15 protein-coding genes and 1 tRNA gene are annotated in these 16,415 nt (G+C 41.4%); 8 read left to right on the forward strand and 8 right to left on the reverse strand.

What is annotated here, in order from left to right; all coding sequences use genetic code 11:
• Positions 1–187: 187 nt before the first annotated feature.
• The 5 genes from MV676_RS06870 to MV676_RS06890 all read right to left on the reverse strand — a co-directional run bounded on the left by MV676_RS06870 (position 188) and on the right by MV676_RS06890 (position 7,201).
• Positions 188–889 carry a dipeptide/oligopeptide/nickel ABC transporter ATP-binding protein gene (locus MV676_RS06870; protein ID WP_297446111.1) on the reverse strand — a complete coding sequence of 234 codons (702 nt, stop codon included), beginning with the start codon at positions 887–889 and terminating at the stop codon, positions 188–190.
• Positions 889–1,683 (reverse strand): 3-methyl-2-oxobutanoate hydroxymethyltransferase, encoded by a 795-nt coding sequence (gene panB / locus MV676_RS06875; RefSeq protein ID WP_022847027.1) that lies wholly within the window; start codon positions 1,681–1,683, stop codon positions 889–891. The genes MV676_RS06870 and panB overlap by 1 nt, the downstream gene beginning before the upstream one ends.
• Before the next feature lie 87 nt (positions 1,684–1,770).
• On the reverse strand, positions 1,771–3,621 hold the full coding sequence (locus MV676_RS06880; RefSeq protein WP_297446114.1) for a citrate/2-methylcitrate synthase: 1,851 nt from the start codon (positions 3,619–3,621) through the stop codon (positions 1,771–1,773).
• Between the two features lie 13 nt (positions 3,622–3,634).
• A complete protein-coding gene (locus tag MV676_RS06885) occupies positions 3,635–4,930 on the reverse strand; it encodes an ATP citrate lyase citrate-binding domain-containing protein (RefSeq protein ID WP_297446116.1) in 1,296 nt (431 codons plus the stop codon).
• Positions 4,931–4,990: 60 nt separating this feature from the next.
• Entirely contained in the window at positions 4,991–7,201 is a 2,211-nt protein-coding gene (locus tag MV676_RS06890; RefSeq protein ID WP_022847030.1) for an NADP-dependent isocitrate dehydrogenase, read from the reverse strand.
• 171 nt (positions 7,202–7,372) lie between these two features.
• Here MV676_RS06890 and MV676_RS06895 point away from each other — a divergent pair, with 171 nt between their 5' ends.
• Positions 7,373–7,690, forward strand: a complete 318-nt coding sequence (locus MV676_RS06895) for an MTH1187 family thiamine-binding protein (protein ID WP_297446118.1) — start codon at positions 7,373–7,375, stop codon at positions 7,688–7,690.
• 25 nt (positions 7,691–7,715) lie between these two features.
• On the opposite strand, the gene gltA is transcribed toward MV676_RS06895, so the two are convergent.
• The 3 genes from gltA to aroC form a co-directional block, all read right to left on the reverse strand.
• Entirely contained in the window at positions 7,716–9,110 is a 1,395-nt protein-coding gene (gltA, locus tag MV676_RS06900) for an NADPH-dependent glutamate synthase (RefSeq protein ID WP_297446121.1), read from the reverse strand.
• Between the two features lie 3 nt (positions 9,111–9,113).
• Positions 9,114–9,959 (reverse strand): sulfide/dihydroorotate dehydrogenase-like FAD/NAD-binding protein, encoded by an 846-nt coding sequence (locus MV676_RS06905; protein WP_297446123.1) that lies wholly within the window; start codon positions 9,957–9,959, stop codon positions 9,114–9,116.
• A gap of 71 nt (positions 9,960–10,030) precedes the next feature.
• A complete protein-coding gene (gene aroC / locus MV676_RS06910; protein WP_022847034.1) occupies positions 10,031–11,182 on the reverse strand; it encodes a chorismate synthase in 1,152 nt (383 codons plus the stop codon).
• A 99-nt stretch (positions 11,183–11,281) separates the two neighbouring features.
• Here aroC and MV676_RS06915 point away from each other — a divergent pair.
• From MV676_RS06915 to MV676_RS06945, 7 genes are all read left to right on the forward strand, one after another.
• Positions 11,282–11,357, forward strand: a tRNA-Gly gene (locus MV676_RS06915).
• A 26-nt stretch (positions 11,358–11,383) separates the two neighbouring features.
• Positions 11,384–12,157 (forward strand): TonB family protein, encoded by a 774-nt coding sequence (locus tag MV676_RS06920; RefSeq protein ID WP_297446127.1) that lies wholly within the window; start codon positions 11,384–11,386, stop codon positions 12,155–12,157.
• A 1-nt stretch (position 12,158) separates the two neighbouring features.
• On the forward strand, positions 12,159–12,791 hold the full coding sequence (locus tag MV676_RS06925; protein ID WP_297446131.1) for a lysophospholipid acyltransferase family protein: 633 nt from the start codon (positions 12,159–12,161) through the stop codon (positions 12,789–12,791).
• Complete coding sequence (locus MV676_RS06930; protein ID WP_297446134.1) at positions 12,779–13,546, forward strand: SAM-dependent chlorinase/fluorinase; 768 nt, start codon at positions 12,779–12,781, stop codon at positions 13,544–13,546. The genes MV676_RS06925 and MV676_RS06930 overlap by 13 nt, the downstream gene beginning before the upstream one ends.
• Entirely contained in the window at positions 13,547–15,454 is a 1,908-nt protein-coding gene (mnmG, locus tag MV676_RS06935) for a tRNA uridine-5-carboxymethylaminomethyl(34) synthesis enzyme MnmG (RefSeq protein WP_297446136.1), read from the forward strand.
• Entirely contained in the window at positions 15,447–16,076 is a 630-nt protein-coding gene (rsmG, locus tag MV676_RS06940) for a 16S rRNA (guanine(527)-N(7))-methyltransferase RsmG (RefSeq protein WP_297446139.1), read from the forward strand. Before mnmG ends, rsmG begins: the two co-directional genes overlap by 8 nt.
• Complete coding sequence (locus MV676_RS06945) at positions 16,066–16,329, forward strand: GNAT family N-acetyltransferase (RefSeq protein ID WP_022847040.1); 264 nt, start codon at positions 16,066–16,068, stop codon at positions 16,327–16,329. The genes rsmG and MV676_RS06945 overlap by 11 nt, the downstream gene beginning before the upstream one ends.
• Positions 16,330–16,415 lie beyond the last annotated feature (86 nt).

The raw sequence follows: 16,415 nt of genomic DNA on the forward strand, positions 1-16,415 counted from the left end.
CTCCACACCTCCTACATAGTATTCGCGTAACAACAGCACACCCATTTTAGCAGAACTTGCAATAAAACTCCAATTGCCTTTCAATCGTCTCCTTGGCTCTTAATAAGTAAAGCATAATAACATTACCCGTTTTTTAAAATATATATCATAAAGCTGAGAAAATTCAAGAGGACGACCCAGGCAAAAGTTAAAGCAGATATAAACCTTTCCTAATTAGACCACTTTTTATCAAATATATTTCATCACACAGAGCATCCACCACTGCGGGATTGTGACTTATAAAAAGATAACTAACAGAAAACTTTTCCTGAAGCTCCAGAAAAAGATTTATTATTTGAGATTGGATGGACACATCAAGAGCAGAAGTTGGTTCATCAGCAATTATTACTTCTGGTTTTAGAATTATTGCCCTTGCTATTGCAATCCTCTGCCTCTGCCCACCAGAAAGCTGATGAGGATAAAGGTTAAGAACAGATTGGGAAAGTCCACATAAAGAAAGTGTCTCTTTAACTTTTTCCTCTATCTCATCTCTTCTCAAATCAAAGTTGATCTTCAACCCTTCAGCCACTATATCCTTTACTTTCATGCGGGGATTGAGAGAACCATAAGGATTCTGGAACACTGCCTGAACATTTAACCTGTAGGTTTTATAGCGTTTCTTATCCATTTTGTAAATTGAGTTACCTTTGTAGAGGACATCACCCTCATCAGGTTTCTCAAGGTCAAGGAGAATCTTTGCAAGGGTCGTTTTACCACAGCCGCTGTCCCCTAAAATTCCTACACTTTTTCCCTTTTCTATCCGCAGAGAAACACCTTTTAAAACGGAAAGAGAAAAGTTTCTCCTGATAGGAAAAGATTTATAAATGTCCTTACACTCTAAAACAACCATCAGTAAGAATGCTCCTCGCCGGGAAATACGCCGTTTTTCACCTCTTTAACGTAACTTTCAACGGCACTGCGTATCTCTTTCCCGACTTCCGCATAACGCTTGACAAACTTAGGCTTAAACTTATCAAACATTCCTATCATGTCATGAAAAACTAAAACCTGACCGTCACAGTACTTTCCAGCACCGATACCGATAGTCGGAATGGAAAGAGATTCCGTTATCTCTTTAGCAAGGTCTGAAGGTACCTTTTCAAGAACAACGGCAAAGGCTCCTGCTCTCTCAACAGCTTTAGCGTCCTCTACCAATTTCTCTCTCTCCTCTCCCTTCCCTCTTAACACATAACCACCATAGACGTTAACACTTTGTGGCTGAAGTCCTATATGACCACAAACAGGAATTCCAGCATCAACAAGCGCTTTTATCGTATCCTCCTGTTCTTTTCCACCCTCTATCTTAACGGCATCACATCCGGTTTCTTTTAAAGCTCTTCCAGCATTTAAAATAGCATCTCTCTTTCCCGTCTGATAAGAGAGGAAGGGCATGTCAAAAATCACCATTGCCCTTTTTCTTGCCCTGACAACAGCCCTTGTATGGTGAACCATCTCTTCCATGGTTACGGGAATCGTTGAATCGTAGCCAAGCATAACCATACCAAGTGAATCACCTACAAGGATAATATCAACGCCTGCACTATCAACTATTAAAGCAGAAGTGTAATCATAAGCGGTAAGCATGGTAATCTTTTCACCGTTCCTTTTCATTTCAAGCAATGTTTTTGTCGTAACTTTTTTCATCACCGCCTCCAGTTCATGTTTAATCTAATTCTACAAAATAAAAAAAGGGGGCTAAAAAGCCCCCTATCAAGTTAGCGAAAACAGCTATTATAGACCTTCAGGCCTCTTAACATCATAGAGAACATCATCCATAGGATGCCTGTAGAGAGGCATTGCAAGTCTCTTCTCGTCAAGAATGTGGCCTATAAATCCGATAGACCTTCCAAGAACGAAGAACGCGTTAAAGGCACCTGCATTGATAAGCTCGTCAATTTCAGAATCTGAGTATCCAAGGTTTCTGAACATATCAACAAGGAGAACACCTATTGTTCCATCAACGTTAAGGATAAGGTTCTCTTTCTTGGCAGTCGTAACCTTTTCTACTTCAAGAGCATAGTCTAAAAGCTCTGTTGATGGGAACTTTTCCTTTGCAAAGTTTTTGAGAAGTTCAACCCTCTTGTCAGGGTTCTTTGTTGATTTAATTCTGTGACCGATACCTGGAATAGGGATCTTCTCAACATTCTTCATATAGTCAACAAACTCAAACGGATCCATACCCTGTTCTTTAGCAAACTTAAAGTACTTGGCAGCTCCGTCAATAGCACCACCGAACCTTGGTCCTATCGTAAGGATACCTGTTGCAAGAGCTGACATGAGATCTTTTCCTGCTCTTGCAGTAACCTTTGCGTTGTGAGCACCTGAAACACAGGGACCGTGATCCGCAACAACTTTAATAACCATATCTATGAACTTAGAAGCCCAGTCAGGGAACTTCCTCTTAAACCAGAGAAGACCTATAACGTCAGCGATTGAGAATTCTCTCTCAATAACTTCTGAAATTGGAAGTCCACAGTACGTTGCCTCTTCGCCTCTGTCGTCGGATATAGTACAGATAAAGTTGGTAGGCTTTCTAACCTTTCCAGCTTTAACAAGTTTTGCGTAATCTTCAGGAAGTTCTGGAACTTCAGGTTCTTCAATCTCCCCAATTAGACCCTTTGACTTAAGATCTTCGTAAACACCCCTTATAAGTTCAGGGAATTCGTCAAAAGAGTTAGGAACAAGCGCACCTGCAGCCCTTAAAGCAGCATTTTTAGCATCTGCTGTTTCTCTATCAGCACCGGCTTTTGCACCTGCGTGACCAAACTGAACTTCTCCAGCAAAGTGCTTTGAAATAGTTCCAATACACCATGCAATGAGAGGCTTGGTAATAAGACCATCCTTAAGAGCCTCAACAACTCTGTATTCAAGGTCTCCACCAAGTTCTCCAAGCATAATCATAAATTTAACCTGTGGATTCTTCTGAAATCTGAGAAGATGATCGAGGAAATCAGACCCTGGAAATCTGTCACCACCAATAGCGATACCTTCAACAATACCATCAGCATTCCTTGCAATTACATTTGAAAGTTCGTTGAAGAGTCCACCGGAACGGGTAACAAGGCCAACAGAACCGGGTCTGTGAAGCTTTGATTTAACGATATTCTCAATCGTTCCGCCGGCGTTTCCAATCCTAAATGCTCCAGCGGCAATACCACCAACAGTAGCAGGGCCAATGATCACTTTTCCTGCCTTTTTCGCCTTAAGAGCCATATCCCTTGCAAATCTTTCAGGAATACCTTCAGCAGTAATAGCTACTGTTTTTATTGTTGGAATGTTGATAGCCTCAAGTGTAACGTTGTAGGCAGTTCTGAAAGAAGCAAAGTTAACCAGAACATCAGCTTCCGGATGCTTTTCTGCTGCCTCTGCTGTTGACTTGTAGATAGGTATCATAATCTCTTTTGTGCCGTGGAAGAACTTTTCAAATTTCCTGTTCTGAGTAGGTGCAACGATTGCAACGATACTCGGGCTCCTTCCAACAATAAAATCGTAATCGAGCATCCTTTGAATAGCATTTCTGTTTAAGTTCCAGAAAATAGCCTTTGTATTTCTATCAAAAAGAATGTAATCGGGTCTTGCCATTCTTAATCCCTCCTTATTTATTGTCGCTTAAAGCTTTGCTAACTATTGCTGTAATGTGAGTTTCAGGACCGTAAACCTCTATTGGAAGGCCGAGACCTTCAGCCGCTTCTTTTATCTGCTTAAGTCCAAGCTCATAATTTGGACCACCACGTCTAACGTAAATCCTGACACCAACATCTCTAAGCTTATCAGCATACTCCTTCATAGCGTCTATGATTCCGGCAAACGTCTTGGCAACGTCTGTAAAGTTAGCAATAGCACCACCTATGATGAGAATCTTCGGTCTTCCCTGTGGATCTTTATTTCTCGTCATAAGATCAAAAACAGTTTTGACGTACTCCCTCGTTTCAGCCCTTGAAGGGTTACCTGAATACTCACCGTAGTTGGCAAGCTCATCAACATAACCAAGGTCTGCAATTGTATCGGCATAAACAACAGAAGCGCCACCACCGGCAACCAATGTCCAGATTCTACCTTCAGGGTTGAGAATTGTCAGTTTAAGAGAAGCACCTGACTTTTCGTCCATATCTTTAATGTACTTCTCTTCAGGTGTAAGCTCCCTGCCAAATCCGCTCGGGAACTCTATCTCTCCCCACTTTCTTCCAGCAACAAACTGAGCCGTATCATCAAGCCTTGCCACAAAGTCAAGAGGATAAACCTGGTTTCCTGTCATAGCAAGAGGGTTGATTTCAAGGTAGGTAAAGTGAAGGTCTTTAAAGAAGTTATAAAGCTTCTGAACAAAGTTTGCATACTTATCCTTATCTTTTATTTCCGCAGGAACATTTTCTCTTATAAGCTTTTTAATTTCCTCATCCGTTGCAAGTGCAGGAATGAAAACCTCCTTCACCTTATCCCAGTTTTCCTCAACATCAATACCACCGAAGGCAGACATGAAGATTTTGTCACCTTCCCTTTCCATCGTCATAGCAATGTAGTACTCCTCATCATGAGGAACGAACGGCTCAACGATAAAGTGTGTGAGGTAACCTGTCTGCCCTTTAATAGTAACAGGCTCAGACATCTTTTCCTTTATCCACTTTTTAACATCTTCCCACTTAACATCACCTGGCTTTTCAATCTTATAAAGGACAAGACCGAGTTTTCCTCTCTTACCGAAAAGCATGTCAGGCTTTGCGACAAGCGGCATGTGAAGAAGCCACGGATGACGTTCTGGAAGTTTATCAAGGTCTGTTTCCGGTGTTATAAGAACAGATTTGAAATCGTATTTAAAGTCACCGTCAAAATACTCAGACCAGTGGTTAAAAAGCATTCTTTTGGCATCGTATTCTCTAATCCCTCTCTGTGCCATCTATTTCCTCCTTAACAGGTTGAAATTTAAAGGGCACGGCTTAGAAGCCGTGCGAAATTTTTAAATGGAATCGATAATTTCGTTGAATGTTTTACTCGGCCTCATAGCCGCTTCCGCCTTTTCGTCATCAGGAAGATAGTAACCACCAATATCCTTTGGTGAACCTTCCGTTGCCCTTATCTCTTCAAGAATCTTCTCTTCATTTTCTTTAAGAGCTTTGGCTATCGGGGCAAATTTCTCGGCCAACTCTTTATCCTCTGTCTGGTTTGCAAGAGCTTCCGCCCAGTAAAGAGCAAGGTAGAAGTGGCTTCCCCTTGTATCAAGCTCCCCGACCTTTCTCTTAGGCGTTCTGTCATTTTCAAGATACTTACCTACAGCTTCGGAAAGCGTTTCAGCAAGAACCTTAATCTTTTCATCACCGGCTTGCTTGTAAGCAAGCTTCAGAGATTCAACAAATGCAAGGTATTCACCAAGAGAATCCCACCTTAAGTGCCCCTCTTTAACAAACTGCTGAACGTGCTTGGGTGCCGAACCGCCTGCACCTGTTTCAAATACACCACCACCATTAATAAGAGGAACTATTGAAAGACTTCTTGCACTTGTTCCAACTTCAATAATCGGGAACAGGTCTGTAAGGTAGTCTCTGAGAACGTTTCCTGTAACGGCAATCGTATTTAGACCCTGTCTGAATCTCTTGAGCGTGTACTTCATAGCTTCTGGTGGAGCCATTATGTGCCATTCTATACCTGTAAGGTCATACTTTTTAAGCTCTTCCCTAACCTTTCTAATAAGTTGTCTGTCGTGAGCTCTGTAAGCGTCAAGCCAGAATACGATAGGCTCTCCACTTTCTTTAGCTCTGTTTACGGCAAGTTTAACCCAATCTTCAATAGCTATCTTTTTGGTAACACAACTTCTGTAGATATCGCCGGCGTTAACCTCATGTTCTATAAGAACGTTTCCATCTTCATCAACAACTCTCATAATACCGTCAGCCGGAGGGAAGAATGTCTTGTCGTGGCTACCATACTCTTCAGCCTTCATTGCCATGAGACCCACGTTGGCCACGCTTCCAATTGTTTTAGGATCAAACTGTCCGTTAAGCTTTATATCGTCAACAATCTCTCTGTACATTGTTGCGTAGCTTCTATCCGGAACTGTAATAACGCAGTCGTCAACCTCACCGGAAGGTCCCCAACCCTGAATACCGTTCTTTATAACGGCAGGAATAGAAGCATCGATAATAACATCGTTAGGTCTGTGGAGGTTTGTTATTCCCTTATCAGAATCAACCATGTAAAGCCTTGGCTGCTTAGCGTAAATCTCTTCTATTTTTTTCTTAATAGCCTCTTGTTTTTCCTCCGGAAGTTTTGAAAGCTTCTTCTCAAGGTCAACAAGTCCGTTGTTAGGATTAAAACCTATCTCTTCAAGCTCCCTGCCAAATTCTTCGAAAAGCTCCTTAAAGTAAACTCTGATTGCATCACCAAACATTACAGGATCGGAAACTTTCATCATAGTAGCTTTTACGTGAAGGGAGAAGAGAATATCGTTATACTTAGCATCCTCAATTACTTCTGAGTAAAATTCTCTAAGCTTTTCTCTGTTCATGTAAGTAGCATCAACAACATCACCTTCACCAAGCTCTATCTCTTTCATAACGGTAACGTTGCCGTTCTTATCAACGAACTCATATCGGATTTTTGTATCTTTCTGAAGTGTTACAGATTTTTCGTTCTCATAGAAGTCTCCACCTTTCATGTGAGCAACGTAACTCTTTGAATTTTCAGGAACAGGCTTCATCCAGTTGCGCTTTTCTGCAGCTTTTCTGGCATAATCCTTAACAGGCTTTGCAATTCTCCTGTCTGAGTTACCCTGCCTGAGAACCGGGTTAACAACGCTACCAAGACACTTTGCGTAAACTTCCCTTATTTTCTTCTCTTCCTCTGTTTTTGGATCTTCAGGAAAATCAGGAATATCATAACCTTTTGACTGAAGCTCTTTTATAGCATCAACAAGCTGAGGAATTGAAGCTGAAATGTTTGGAAGCTTCATAATGTTGGCTTCCGGTTTCCATACAAGCTCGCCAAGATAAGCAAGATCATCAGGTGCCTTTCCCCAGGCAGCAAGAACTCTTCCACCAAGAGAAATATCTCTCAGCTCAATCTCTACACCGGCATCCTTTGTAAAAGCCCTGACAATTGGAAGCAGGGAGTAAGTTGCAAGTGCCGGCGCCTCGTCAACTTTTGTCCAGACGATGGTAGCCTTTTTAGCCATAGTCTCCTTCCTCCTAAAGAGTTTTATCCATTACGGCAAGTTTCATTGCATTCTCATCGTATAAAGGTCTAAATTAAAGCTTGAGAAATTATATGATTTTTACAAAATTTTTACAAGTTTTTTACAGACAACAGAAAGACCTTGAAACTAAAGGGCTCTAAGGAGGAGAAAATGTCCGTTCTGGTTGAATTTGCCATGTTCCCCACCGACAAAGGAGAGAGCGTAAGCAAGTATGTAAGCAGAATTATAAAGATGATTGATGAGTCCGGGGTAGAATATAAACTCACGCCGATGGGAACCGTGTTTGAAACAGATACAATTGAAGAAGCGTTAGAGATTATCAAAAAAGCGTACAAAGAGTTAGAACCAGACTGTAACAGGATCTATTCCACCGTAAAGTTTGACATAAGAAAAGGGAGAAAAAACAGAATGAAGCAGAAGATAGAATCTGTTGAGAAGAGAATCGGGAAAGAGATTAAAAAGATTTAAAAAGCGGGGAAATTCCCCGCTTAAATCACTTTTCAAGAAGATATTCGTGAATAGCCGCAGCCGCTTTTCTCGCATCTCCCATAGCTTGAATAACTGTAGAGCCACCGTGGATAACATCACCGCCGGCAAAGACGCCTTCAAGGCTTGTTTTGCAGGTTTCAGGATCAACGACAATCTGACCCCATTTACCAACTTCAAGTCCTTCAACGCCTTCCATAACAATCGGGTTTGGCCCCTGACCAATAGCAAGAACAACAGTATCAACATCAAGAACAAAGTTTGACCCTTCTATCGGGACAGGTCTCCTTCTTCCCGATTCATCAGGTTCAGAAAGTTCCATTTTGACACACTCCATACCAACAACCCAACCATCTTTTCCAATAAACTTCACAGGGTTGGTTAATGTTTTGAAAATAACACCTTCCTCTTTTGCGTGGTGAACCTCTTCAACCCTTGCAGGCATTTCAGCTTCGGAACGTCTATAAACGATGTAAACCTCTTCAACACCTTTGAGTCTTTTCGCCGTTCTCGCAACGTCCATAGCGGTGTTACCGCCACCTATTACGGCAACCCTTTTACCAACATAAACAGGCGTATCGTAATCGGGGAACCTTGAAGCTCCCATAAGATTTACTCTTGTAAGGAATTCATTTGCAGCGTAAACGCCGTTAAGGTTAAGTCCCTCTATCTTAAGCAGATAAGGAAGACCTGCACCTGAAGCTATAAATACAGCGTCAAATTCTTTTCTAAGTTCTTCTAAAGTTTTCGTTTTACCTACAACACAGTTGAGCTTTATCTCTACACCAAGATCTTTAAGAATCTCCAGCTCTCTGTAAACAATTTCGTTTGGAAGTCTGAACTCAGGGATACCGTAAATAAGAACACCACCCGGTTCATGGAGAGCTTCAAATATTGTTACAGAATGACCGAGCTTTGCAAGGTCAGCCGCACAGGTAATACCACCTGGCCCTGAACCAATAACAGCAACTTTCTTCCCTGTGGGTTCTGCCTTTTCAGGCTTTTCAATACCAACTCTGGCCTCGTAATCACCGGCAAATGCTTCAAGAGCACCAATGGCAACAGGATCACCAATTTTTCCTACGACACATACACCCTCACACTGGTTTTCCTGAGGACAAACCCTTCCACAAATGGAAGGAAGAATGTTCTCCTCTTTTATCTTTCTGGCCGCTTCAACGAATTTTCCTTCGGCAATAAGCTTTACAAACTGAGGAATAGGTACCCTAACAGGACAACCTTCAACACAGGGTTGTGTAGGACACTGAATACACCTCTTTGCCTCTTCCATGGCAAGTTCTGGCGTATATCCAAGCTTTACCTCATTAAAATCCTTTATTCTCTCTTCTGCCGGTCTTTCAGGAACCGGAACTCTGTTCTTTCTTATTTCTCTCTTAGCCATGGCTTACTCCCTTCCGCAACCGCAGTGTTTTTTCTGAAACTCTTTTAAAGCTTCACCTTCTAATGACTTAAACATACGAAGCCTGTTCATAAGCTCATCAAAATCAACCTGGTGGGCATCAAACTCAGGACCATCAACGCATGCAAACTTCACCTCACCACCAACCGTAACACGGCAGGCACCGCACATACCTGTACCATCAACCATTATAGGGTTAAGAGAAGCTACCGTCGGAATGTCGTACTTCTTTGTTAACTCAGCAACTGCTTTCATCATTGGCACAGGACCGGCGGTTATAACCATATCTATTTTCTCACCTTCATCTATCAATTTCTGAATCCCATCTGTAACAAGGCCTTTCATTCCATAAGAACCGTCATTTGTGGTAACAATCACCCTGTCCGAGAGGGCTTTCATCTTATCTTCCCAGAAGATGAGGTCCTTGCTTCTAAAGCCCATAACTGTCGTAATTCTGTTCCCAGCATCTTTTACACCCTGAGCTATGTGGTGAATAGGTGCAAGACCAAGACCTCCACCAACGCAAACAACATGTCCCCAATTCTCAATATGAGTAGGTCTCCCAAGAGGACCAACAACGTCAGGAATAACGTGTCCCTCTTCAAAACATGAAAGGTGGAAGGTAGTTTTACCAACTCTCTGAACCATGAGAGTAATCGTTCCCTGCTCAGGGTCTTTTTCTGCAATTGTTAGGGGAATTCTCTCACCCTTTTTTGAAATCCTTACAATGATAAACTGACCGGGCTTTGCCTTTTCAGCTATCTCCGGTGCTTCAATCACAAACTCGTCAACATTCTCGGCGAGTTCCCGTTTTCTGACTATTCTGTACATGTCCTCACCTCATTCCCGTAATTTTGTCATAGAATTTTACAAAATTTTTACATTTTTCACCAAATCAGACTTTACCTGAAGAAAGAGAGAAGCTTTCTAAAATCGTCTGAAGGATACGAATCCACTATCTCACCAAGAAGCGTTATCGCTAACATTGCCTCGGCAACAACCGCAGCCGCCGGAACAGCACATATATCGGAACGCTCTATAGAAGCTTCATAAGGTTCAAGGGTTTTAAGGTCAACACTCCTCAAAGGCTTGTAAAGTGTTGGAATGGGTTTCATAGCACACCTAACAACAACCGGCTCTCCGTTTGTCATTCCACCTTCTAATCCACCTGCTCTGTTTGTTTCCCTGTAGAAACCTCTTTCCTCAGAGTAGAATATCTCATCGTGAACTTTAGAACCTGGCGTTTTAGCTCCTTCAAATCCAGAACCGATCTCAATACCCTTTATTGCCTGAATACTCATCATAGCCTGAGCTATCTTACCGTCAAGCCGCCTGTCCCACTGAACGTAAGAACCAAGACCAACAGGAACGTTCAGAGCAAAAACCTCAAAAACACCACCAAGACTTTCTCCCTTTTCTTTCATACTGTCAACATAGCGCTTAAACTCTTCTTCAATAGCTTCATCTTTTACAGGAAGCCTGAGCTCCGAATTTTCGGAATTATCAAACCGCTCCTTAAAGGAAATATCCTCATAAAGTTTCCTGTCAACCTGCTTTTCACCAATTGAAACAACGTAACTTCCTACAAAAATACCTAAATGCCTCAATAGATTCTTACAGAGGGCACCGGCAGCCACCCTACCTGCTGTCTCTCTTGCACTTGACCGTTCAAGAACGTTCCTTATATCATCAAAACCGTACTTAATAAAACCTGTTAAATCTGCATGCCCCGGACGGGGTCTCAAAACCTTCTTTTCTTCCGGAAGCTCTCCCGGTTCCGGTTTCATTATTTCCGTCCAGTTCTCATAATCCCTGTTCCAAACAGCCATCAAAATAGGAGAACCAAGCGTTTTTCCAAGCCTTACACCAGATAAGAACTCAACTTTATCCTTCTCTATTTTCATTCTACCGCCACGGCCATATCCCCCCTGCCTTCTAAGAAGCTCACCGTTAATAAAATCAAAATCAACAGGAAAGTTGGCCGGAAAACCCTCTAAAAAAGCAAAAATACCTTTCCCGTGAGACTCACCCGCAGTAAAAAACCTTAAAGCCACGCTACCTCCCGCAAAAAACTTTTTCAACAGGGAATTATGCCAGATACAACTTGAATTCTAAACCTCTATATCCTATCATTTTTAATGAAGACTTCCGTTGCGGGCGTAGCTCAGCTGGCAGAGCATCAGCTTCCCAAGCTGAGGGTCGCGGGTTCAAATCCCGTCGCCCGCTCCATAAAAATTTTCAGGTGGAAAATCACATTGAAACAGGAAAAGTTTTTTAAGGACGAATACGCCAAATTAGATATTGTTGCCCTCGCCATTTCTATTCTTATACACGCCTCCATTTTAAGCATATTTCACATTAAAAACAGCATACTCAAAACAACAGAGTTTGAAGTTATAGACTTTAACGCCTTCAGCCTTGACACAGAAGTCGAATCAAACCTCATAGCTTTAAAAAGTAATCCCGGCAAGTCAACCTCTCTTTCTAATGCAGACATAAGAGTTGAAATTCCCTCAGGATTGATTACAAAGAAAAACAGCAGAGGAAGTTCTAAAAACAGCTTAATCTCAAAAGTTTTAAAAAAAGGCGAAATAAAAACCACAAATATTTATAAAACCGGAAACAAAAATGCACCTAGTTCAGAAAGAGAAAACAGCAAATCTTTAGGAAATACCGGCTACACTTTATCCATTTCTGACAGCACAAGCGGAACAGGGAAAAATTCCTTTTCAGATCTCAAAGTGAAAGGCTCCTCTATTGCACCCTATGCGCTTATGATAAAAAAGATAATAATGAGCAACTGGAAAAACCCCTACGCCGGAACTCGAAAGGACTTAAAGGTAGAACTCTCCTTTACAATAGACAAACAGGGAAAAATGACTTCTTTCAACATTGAGAAGCTATCAACCGACAGCCTCTTCAACGATGCTGCAATAAACGCCATTTACAACTCTGCACCATTTCCGCCAATACCCAAAAACATCCCAATAAAGAGCCTCACCTTAAAAGTAAAGTTTGAGGTTAAATAGCGTGAAGGAAACATTCACTACTTTGATTTTAAATGCATATCTCAAAACACTTAGAATAGAAATTCACCTTAAAAAAGGAGCAAGGCTCCCTTCACCTGAAAACCCGGGAATATATATATTCTGGCATGGAAGGATGTTAATTCTCCCATTCGTATTTAAAGACAAAGGGCAACTTGTAAAAGTTCTTATAAGCCGACACCGTGACGGAGAAGAAATAGCAGGAATAATACACAAACTCGGTTTTGGAACAGTGAGAGGCTCAACAGGAATAAAAAAGGGAGGAGATAAAGCTTTTAGAAATCTCGTAAAAGCACTTCAAAACGGCTACAGCATAGCGATAACACCTGACGGACCCAGGGGACCCAGAGAAAAATTAAAAGCAGGGGTGGCAAAACTTTCAATGATAACTAAAATTCCTGTATTTCCGGTAACCTTCTCGACAAATAGGGGAAAGGCTCTTGGTTCATGGGATAGATTTTTAGTACCCTACCCATTTTCAAAGTGCAAAATTGCAATCGGTGAACCGTTAATTCCAGAAACCGATGAAGATTTAAAAACTTTCGTTAATAGGTTAGAATTAAGCTTAAAGAGTCTTACACAACAAACGGACGGAGAGATGGGATGGAAAACCTGATAGCTGTAATGAGCGATTACGGCCTTAAAGATGCCTACGTTGGAACTTTAAAGGCAACGCTTTACATGAACAATCCCGAAGCACGGGTTGTTGACATAACTCACCATATCAGACCCTTTGATTTAGTGGATGCAGCAATCAAACTAAAGTGGTCTTACAGATACTTTCCATCAGGAACAGTTTTTCTAATAGCTGTAGATCCAGATCCTTCAGCAGAATTGATAATCATTTCAACTGAAAAATATTACATAGTAACACCAAACAACGGCATTCCAAGTTTAATGTTAGAGGAAGAACCTGCAGACTCTGTTTATATTATTACTGCCGATCACTACTTCATTGAAGGAAAAGGCAACTTCAGAGGAAGAAACCAGCTTGCTCCCATCGCTGCCCAGCTTGCAAAATTCCAATCGCCATTTTACCTTGGTGACCAGAAAAAACTTTCAATCATCAAAAGGTTTAGAATACCGTCTCCAAAAGAGATAGAACCCGGAAAATTTGAATGCATTATTATAGACGTGGACAGTTTTGGAAACCTAATACTTAATATGGAATACAACGGACAACTTCCTTCGCGAATCGAAATAAACGGCGTCGAAATCACATCCTCCTCTTTAAATTTTAGGGGTAAGAAAAAAGGAGAATTTTTCATATCAGTTAACCCGGAAGGTCACTATCAGCTGATATCCTATATGGCCTCTGCCGCAAGGCTATTAAAAGCCACAAGGGGAACCAAAGTAGTGGTGGAGTTTTAAATGTGGGACGGCATCTATGACGTAATAGTTGTTGGAGCCGGCCATGCAGGATGTGAAGCAGCACTTGCTGCAGCGAGAATGGGATGTAAAACCGCTCTATTCACCATAAATATTGACAAAATAGCCGAAATGTCCTGCAATCCATCAATTGGCGGCGTGGCAAAAGGAACGGTGGTTAGAGAAATTGATGCCCTGGGTGGCGAAATGGCAAAAAACATTGACGCCACAGGCATCCAGTTTCGAATCCTCAACAGGAAAAAAGGACCTGCTGTCAGAGCTCCAAGAGCACAGGCAGACAAGGAAGCTTACCGTAAAAGAATGAGAATGGTTATAGAAAATACTGAAAACCTTGACATAATACAGCAAATAGTTGACGATATAATCGTTGAAAACCAGGAAGTAAAAGGTGTTTTAACACACATAGGGGCAAGATACGCAGCAAAGGCGGTAGTAGTTACAGCCGGAACGTTCCTGAAGGGAAAAATTATCATCGGATTCGAAGAATTCGAAGGCGGCAGAATGTGGGAGCCGTCTGCCAACAAACTTTCCGATTTCTATGTAAGGCACGGCTTTCGCGTTGCAAGACTTAAAACAGGAACACCGACAAGGTTAGACGGAAGAACCATTGACTTTTCAAAAATGGAAGAGCAGCCTGGCGATGAACCACCTCCGTTTTTTTCCTACTGGACAGAGCCAAGGGAAATCAAGCAGATACCCTGCTATATAACATATACAACACCTGAAACCCACGAAATCATAAGGAAAAACCTTCATCGTTCCCCGATGTATGGTGAAAAAAAATTAATAACAGGAACAGGCGTTAGATACTGTCCCTCAATAGAGGATAAAATTGTAAAGTTCCCCGACAGACAGAGGCACCACGTTTTTGTGGAACCTGAAGGCAGAGATACTATAGAGTTTTATCCGAACGGAACGTCAACAAGTTTACCTTACGATATTCAGGAAGCAATAATTCACTCAATACCGGGATTGGAAAACGCAAAAATAATAAGGCCGGCTTACGGGATTGAGTACGACTTCATAGATCCAACACACCTATATCCAACACTTGAAACAAAAATAATAAAAGGGCTTTTCAACGCAGGTCAGGTAAACGGAACAACAGGATATGAAGAGGCAGCGGGACAAGGAATCGTTGCAGGTATTAACGCAGCGCTAACTGCAAAGGAAAGTGACGAAAGATTTGTTCTTGGAAGAGACGAAGCTTACATCGGTGTTATGATAGATGACCTTGTAAACAAAGGAGTCAGAGAACCTTACAGACTCTTCACCTCAAGGGCAGAATACAGGCTTATTTTAAGGTACGACAACGCTGATCTCAGACTGGCAAAGTACGGCTACAAGTTTGGTCTAATCACAAAAGAGCAGTACGAAAAAGTAAAGAAAAAGTACGAAACTGTCAAAGTTTTCATAGAAAAATTAAAAGAGCTTAAAGTCAAACCGGAAGAAATAAACCCTATACTTGAAAAAGAGGGAACAACACCCGTAAAAGAAACGGTCAGCTGCTACAACATTCTAAAAAGACCGGAAGTTAAACTCTCTTCCCTTCTTAAAATAGTCAACCTTCCAAAACCCTCAGAAGTAGATGAAAAAACGATAAAAGAAGCACTTGAAGAAACAGAAATAGAAATAAAGTACGAAGGCTACATAAAGAGACAACTTGAAGATGTCAAAAAATTTAGAAAGCTGGAAAACATAAAAATACCTGAAGGCTTTGATTATGATTCTGTTCCCATATCAACGGAAGAAAAGCAAAAACTCAAGGAGGCAAAACCTCTAACACTCGGGCAGGCATCAAGACTTGAAGGTATAAGGCCTGCATCAATATCTATTCTTTCCGTTTACATAAACAGATGGAAGTCCCGTAGAGAGGGAAAAGGTGCTTGAGAATCTCTGCGCCCTAAATGGCATAACCCTGCCAGATGAAGGTTTTGAAAAGCTTGAGATTTATAAATCCCTTTTAAAGAAGTGGGGGGAAAGGATAAACATCACATCTATACTTTCAGACGAAGAGATTGAGAAAAAGCACTTTCTTGATTCGTTGACAGGAATCAAAGCTTTTGAAAAAGCTGGAATTAACTTAAAAGATAAGCATGTGGCAGATGTTGGTTCAGGTGGCGGATTCCCAGGAATGGTGCTTGCCATTGCGCTTCCTGAAACAATGTTCACTCTTGTGGAACCAAGGCACAAAAGGTGCGTTTTTTTGGAACAGGTGAAAAGGGAACTGAAAATTAACAACGTTTCAATAGAGTGCACAAGGATTGAGGAGTTAACAAATAAAAATTTTGATATTTTAACAATGCGGGCCGTGGAAGACCCCAGAAGTGCTGTTAAAATCACAAAGCCTTTTTTAGAAAACCGTGCCGTGCTGTGTATCTACCGGGGAAAAGAGCCGTTTACAGGCGAGATTCCCGGATTTATAATTGAAAGGATAGATCTTGACCTTAAAGGAGTAAACTTTAAGAGACACTTTCTCTTCATAAGAGAGGAGGAGCCCGTTGGAACCTGAAATTGTTGGCGAAAAAATTGTCCTCAAGTTAGGAGAAGAAGAGGCATTTGTAAAGTTTAAGATTGAACAAAACATAATAATGGTAACAACAACCTACGTCCCTGAATCCCATAGAGGAAAGGGCATTGCCGGAAAACTCAATGCAAAATTGGTAGAAATGGCTAAGGAAAAGAGAATGAAAATCTACCCGCTCTGCGAATACACAAGAAAATACCTTGAACGCAAACAGCTACACGAGCTGATTTATGAATAAAACGCAAACAACAATCATTTGCACTTGACTATTAAAGAGAAATGTATTAGTTTGATACACAACTGAACGAAGATTCACAGGATAAG

Origin of the sequence: Desulfurobacterium sp. (assembly GCF_027028515.1) — a bacterium.
Classification (GTDB): Bacteria; Aquificota; Aquificia; order Desulfurobacteriales; family Desulfurobacteriaceae; genus Desulfurobacterium_A.

Bases quoted from the DNA above. Each gene is read 5' to 3' on its own strand.
- mnmG (WP_297446136.1), top strand. From the start codon at position 13,547: ATGTGGGACGGCATCTATGACGTAATAGTTGTTGGAGCCGGCCATGCA.
- MV676_RS06885 (WP_297446116.1), bottom strand. From the start codon at position 4,930: ATGGCACAGAGAGGGATTAGAGAATACGATGCCAAAAGAATGCTTTTT.
- panB (WP_022847027.1), bottom strand. From the start codon at position 1,683: ATGAAAAAAGTTACGACAAAAACATTGCTTGAAATGAAAAGGAACGGT.
- MV676_RS06870 (WP_297446111.1), bottom strand. From the start codon at position 889: ATGGTTGTTTTAGAGTGTAAGGACATTTATAAATCTTTTCCTATCAGG.
- MV676_RS06895 (WP_297446118.1), top strand. From the start codon at position 7,373: ATGTCCGTTCTGGTTGAATTTGCCATGTTCCCCACCGACAAAGGAGAG.
- MV676_RS06890 (WP_022847030.1), bottom strand. From the start codon at position 7,201: ATGGCTAAAAAGGCTACCATCGTCTGGACAAAAGTTGACGAGGCGCCG.
- MV676_RS06930 (WP_297446134.1), top strand. From the start codon at position 12,779: ATGGAAAACCTGATAGCTGTAATGAGCGATTACGGCCTTAAAGATGCC.
- MV676_RS06880 (WP_297446114.1), bottom strand. From the start codon at position 3,621: ATGGCAAGACCCGATTACATTCTTTTTGATAGAAATACAAAGGCTATT.
- gltA (WP_297446121.1), bottom strand. From the start codon at position 9,110: ATGGCTAAGAGAGAAATAAGAAAGAACAGAGTTCCGGTTCCTGAAAGA.
- MV676_RS06905 (WP_297446123.1), bottom strand. From the start codon at position 9,959: ATGTACAGAATAGTCAGAAAACGGGAACTCGCCGAGAATGTTGACGAG.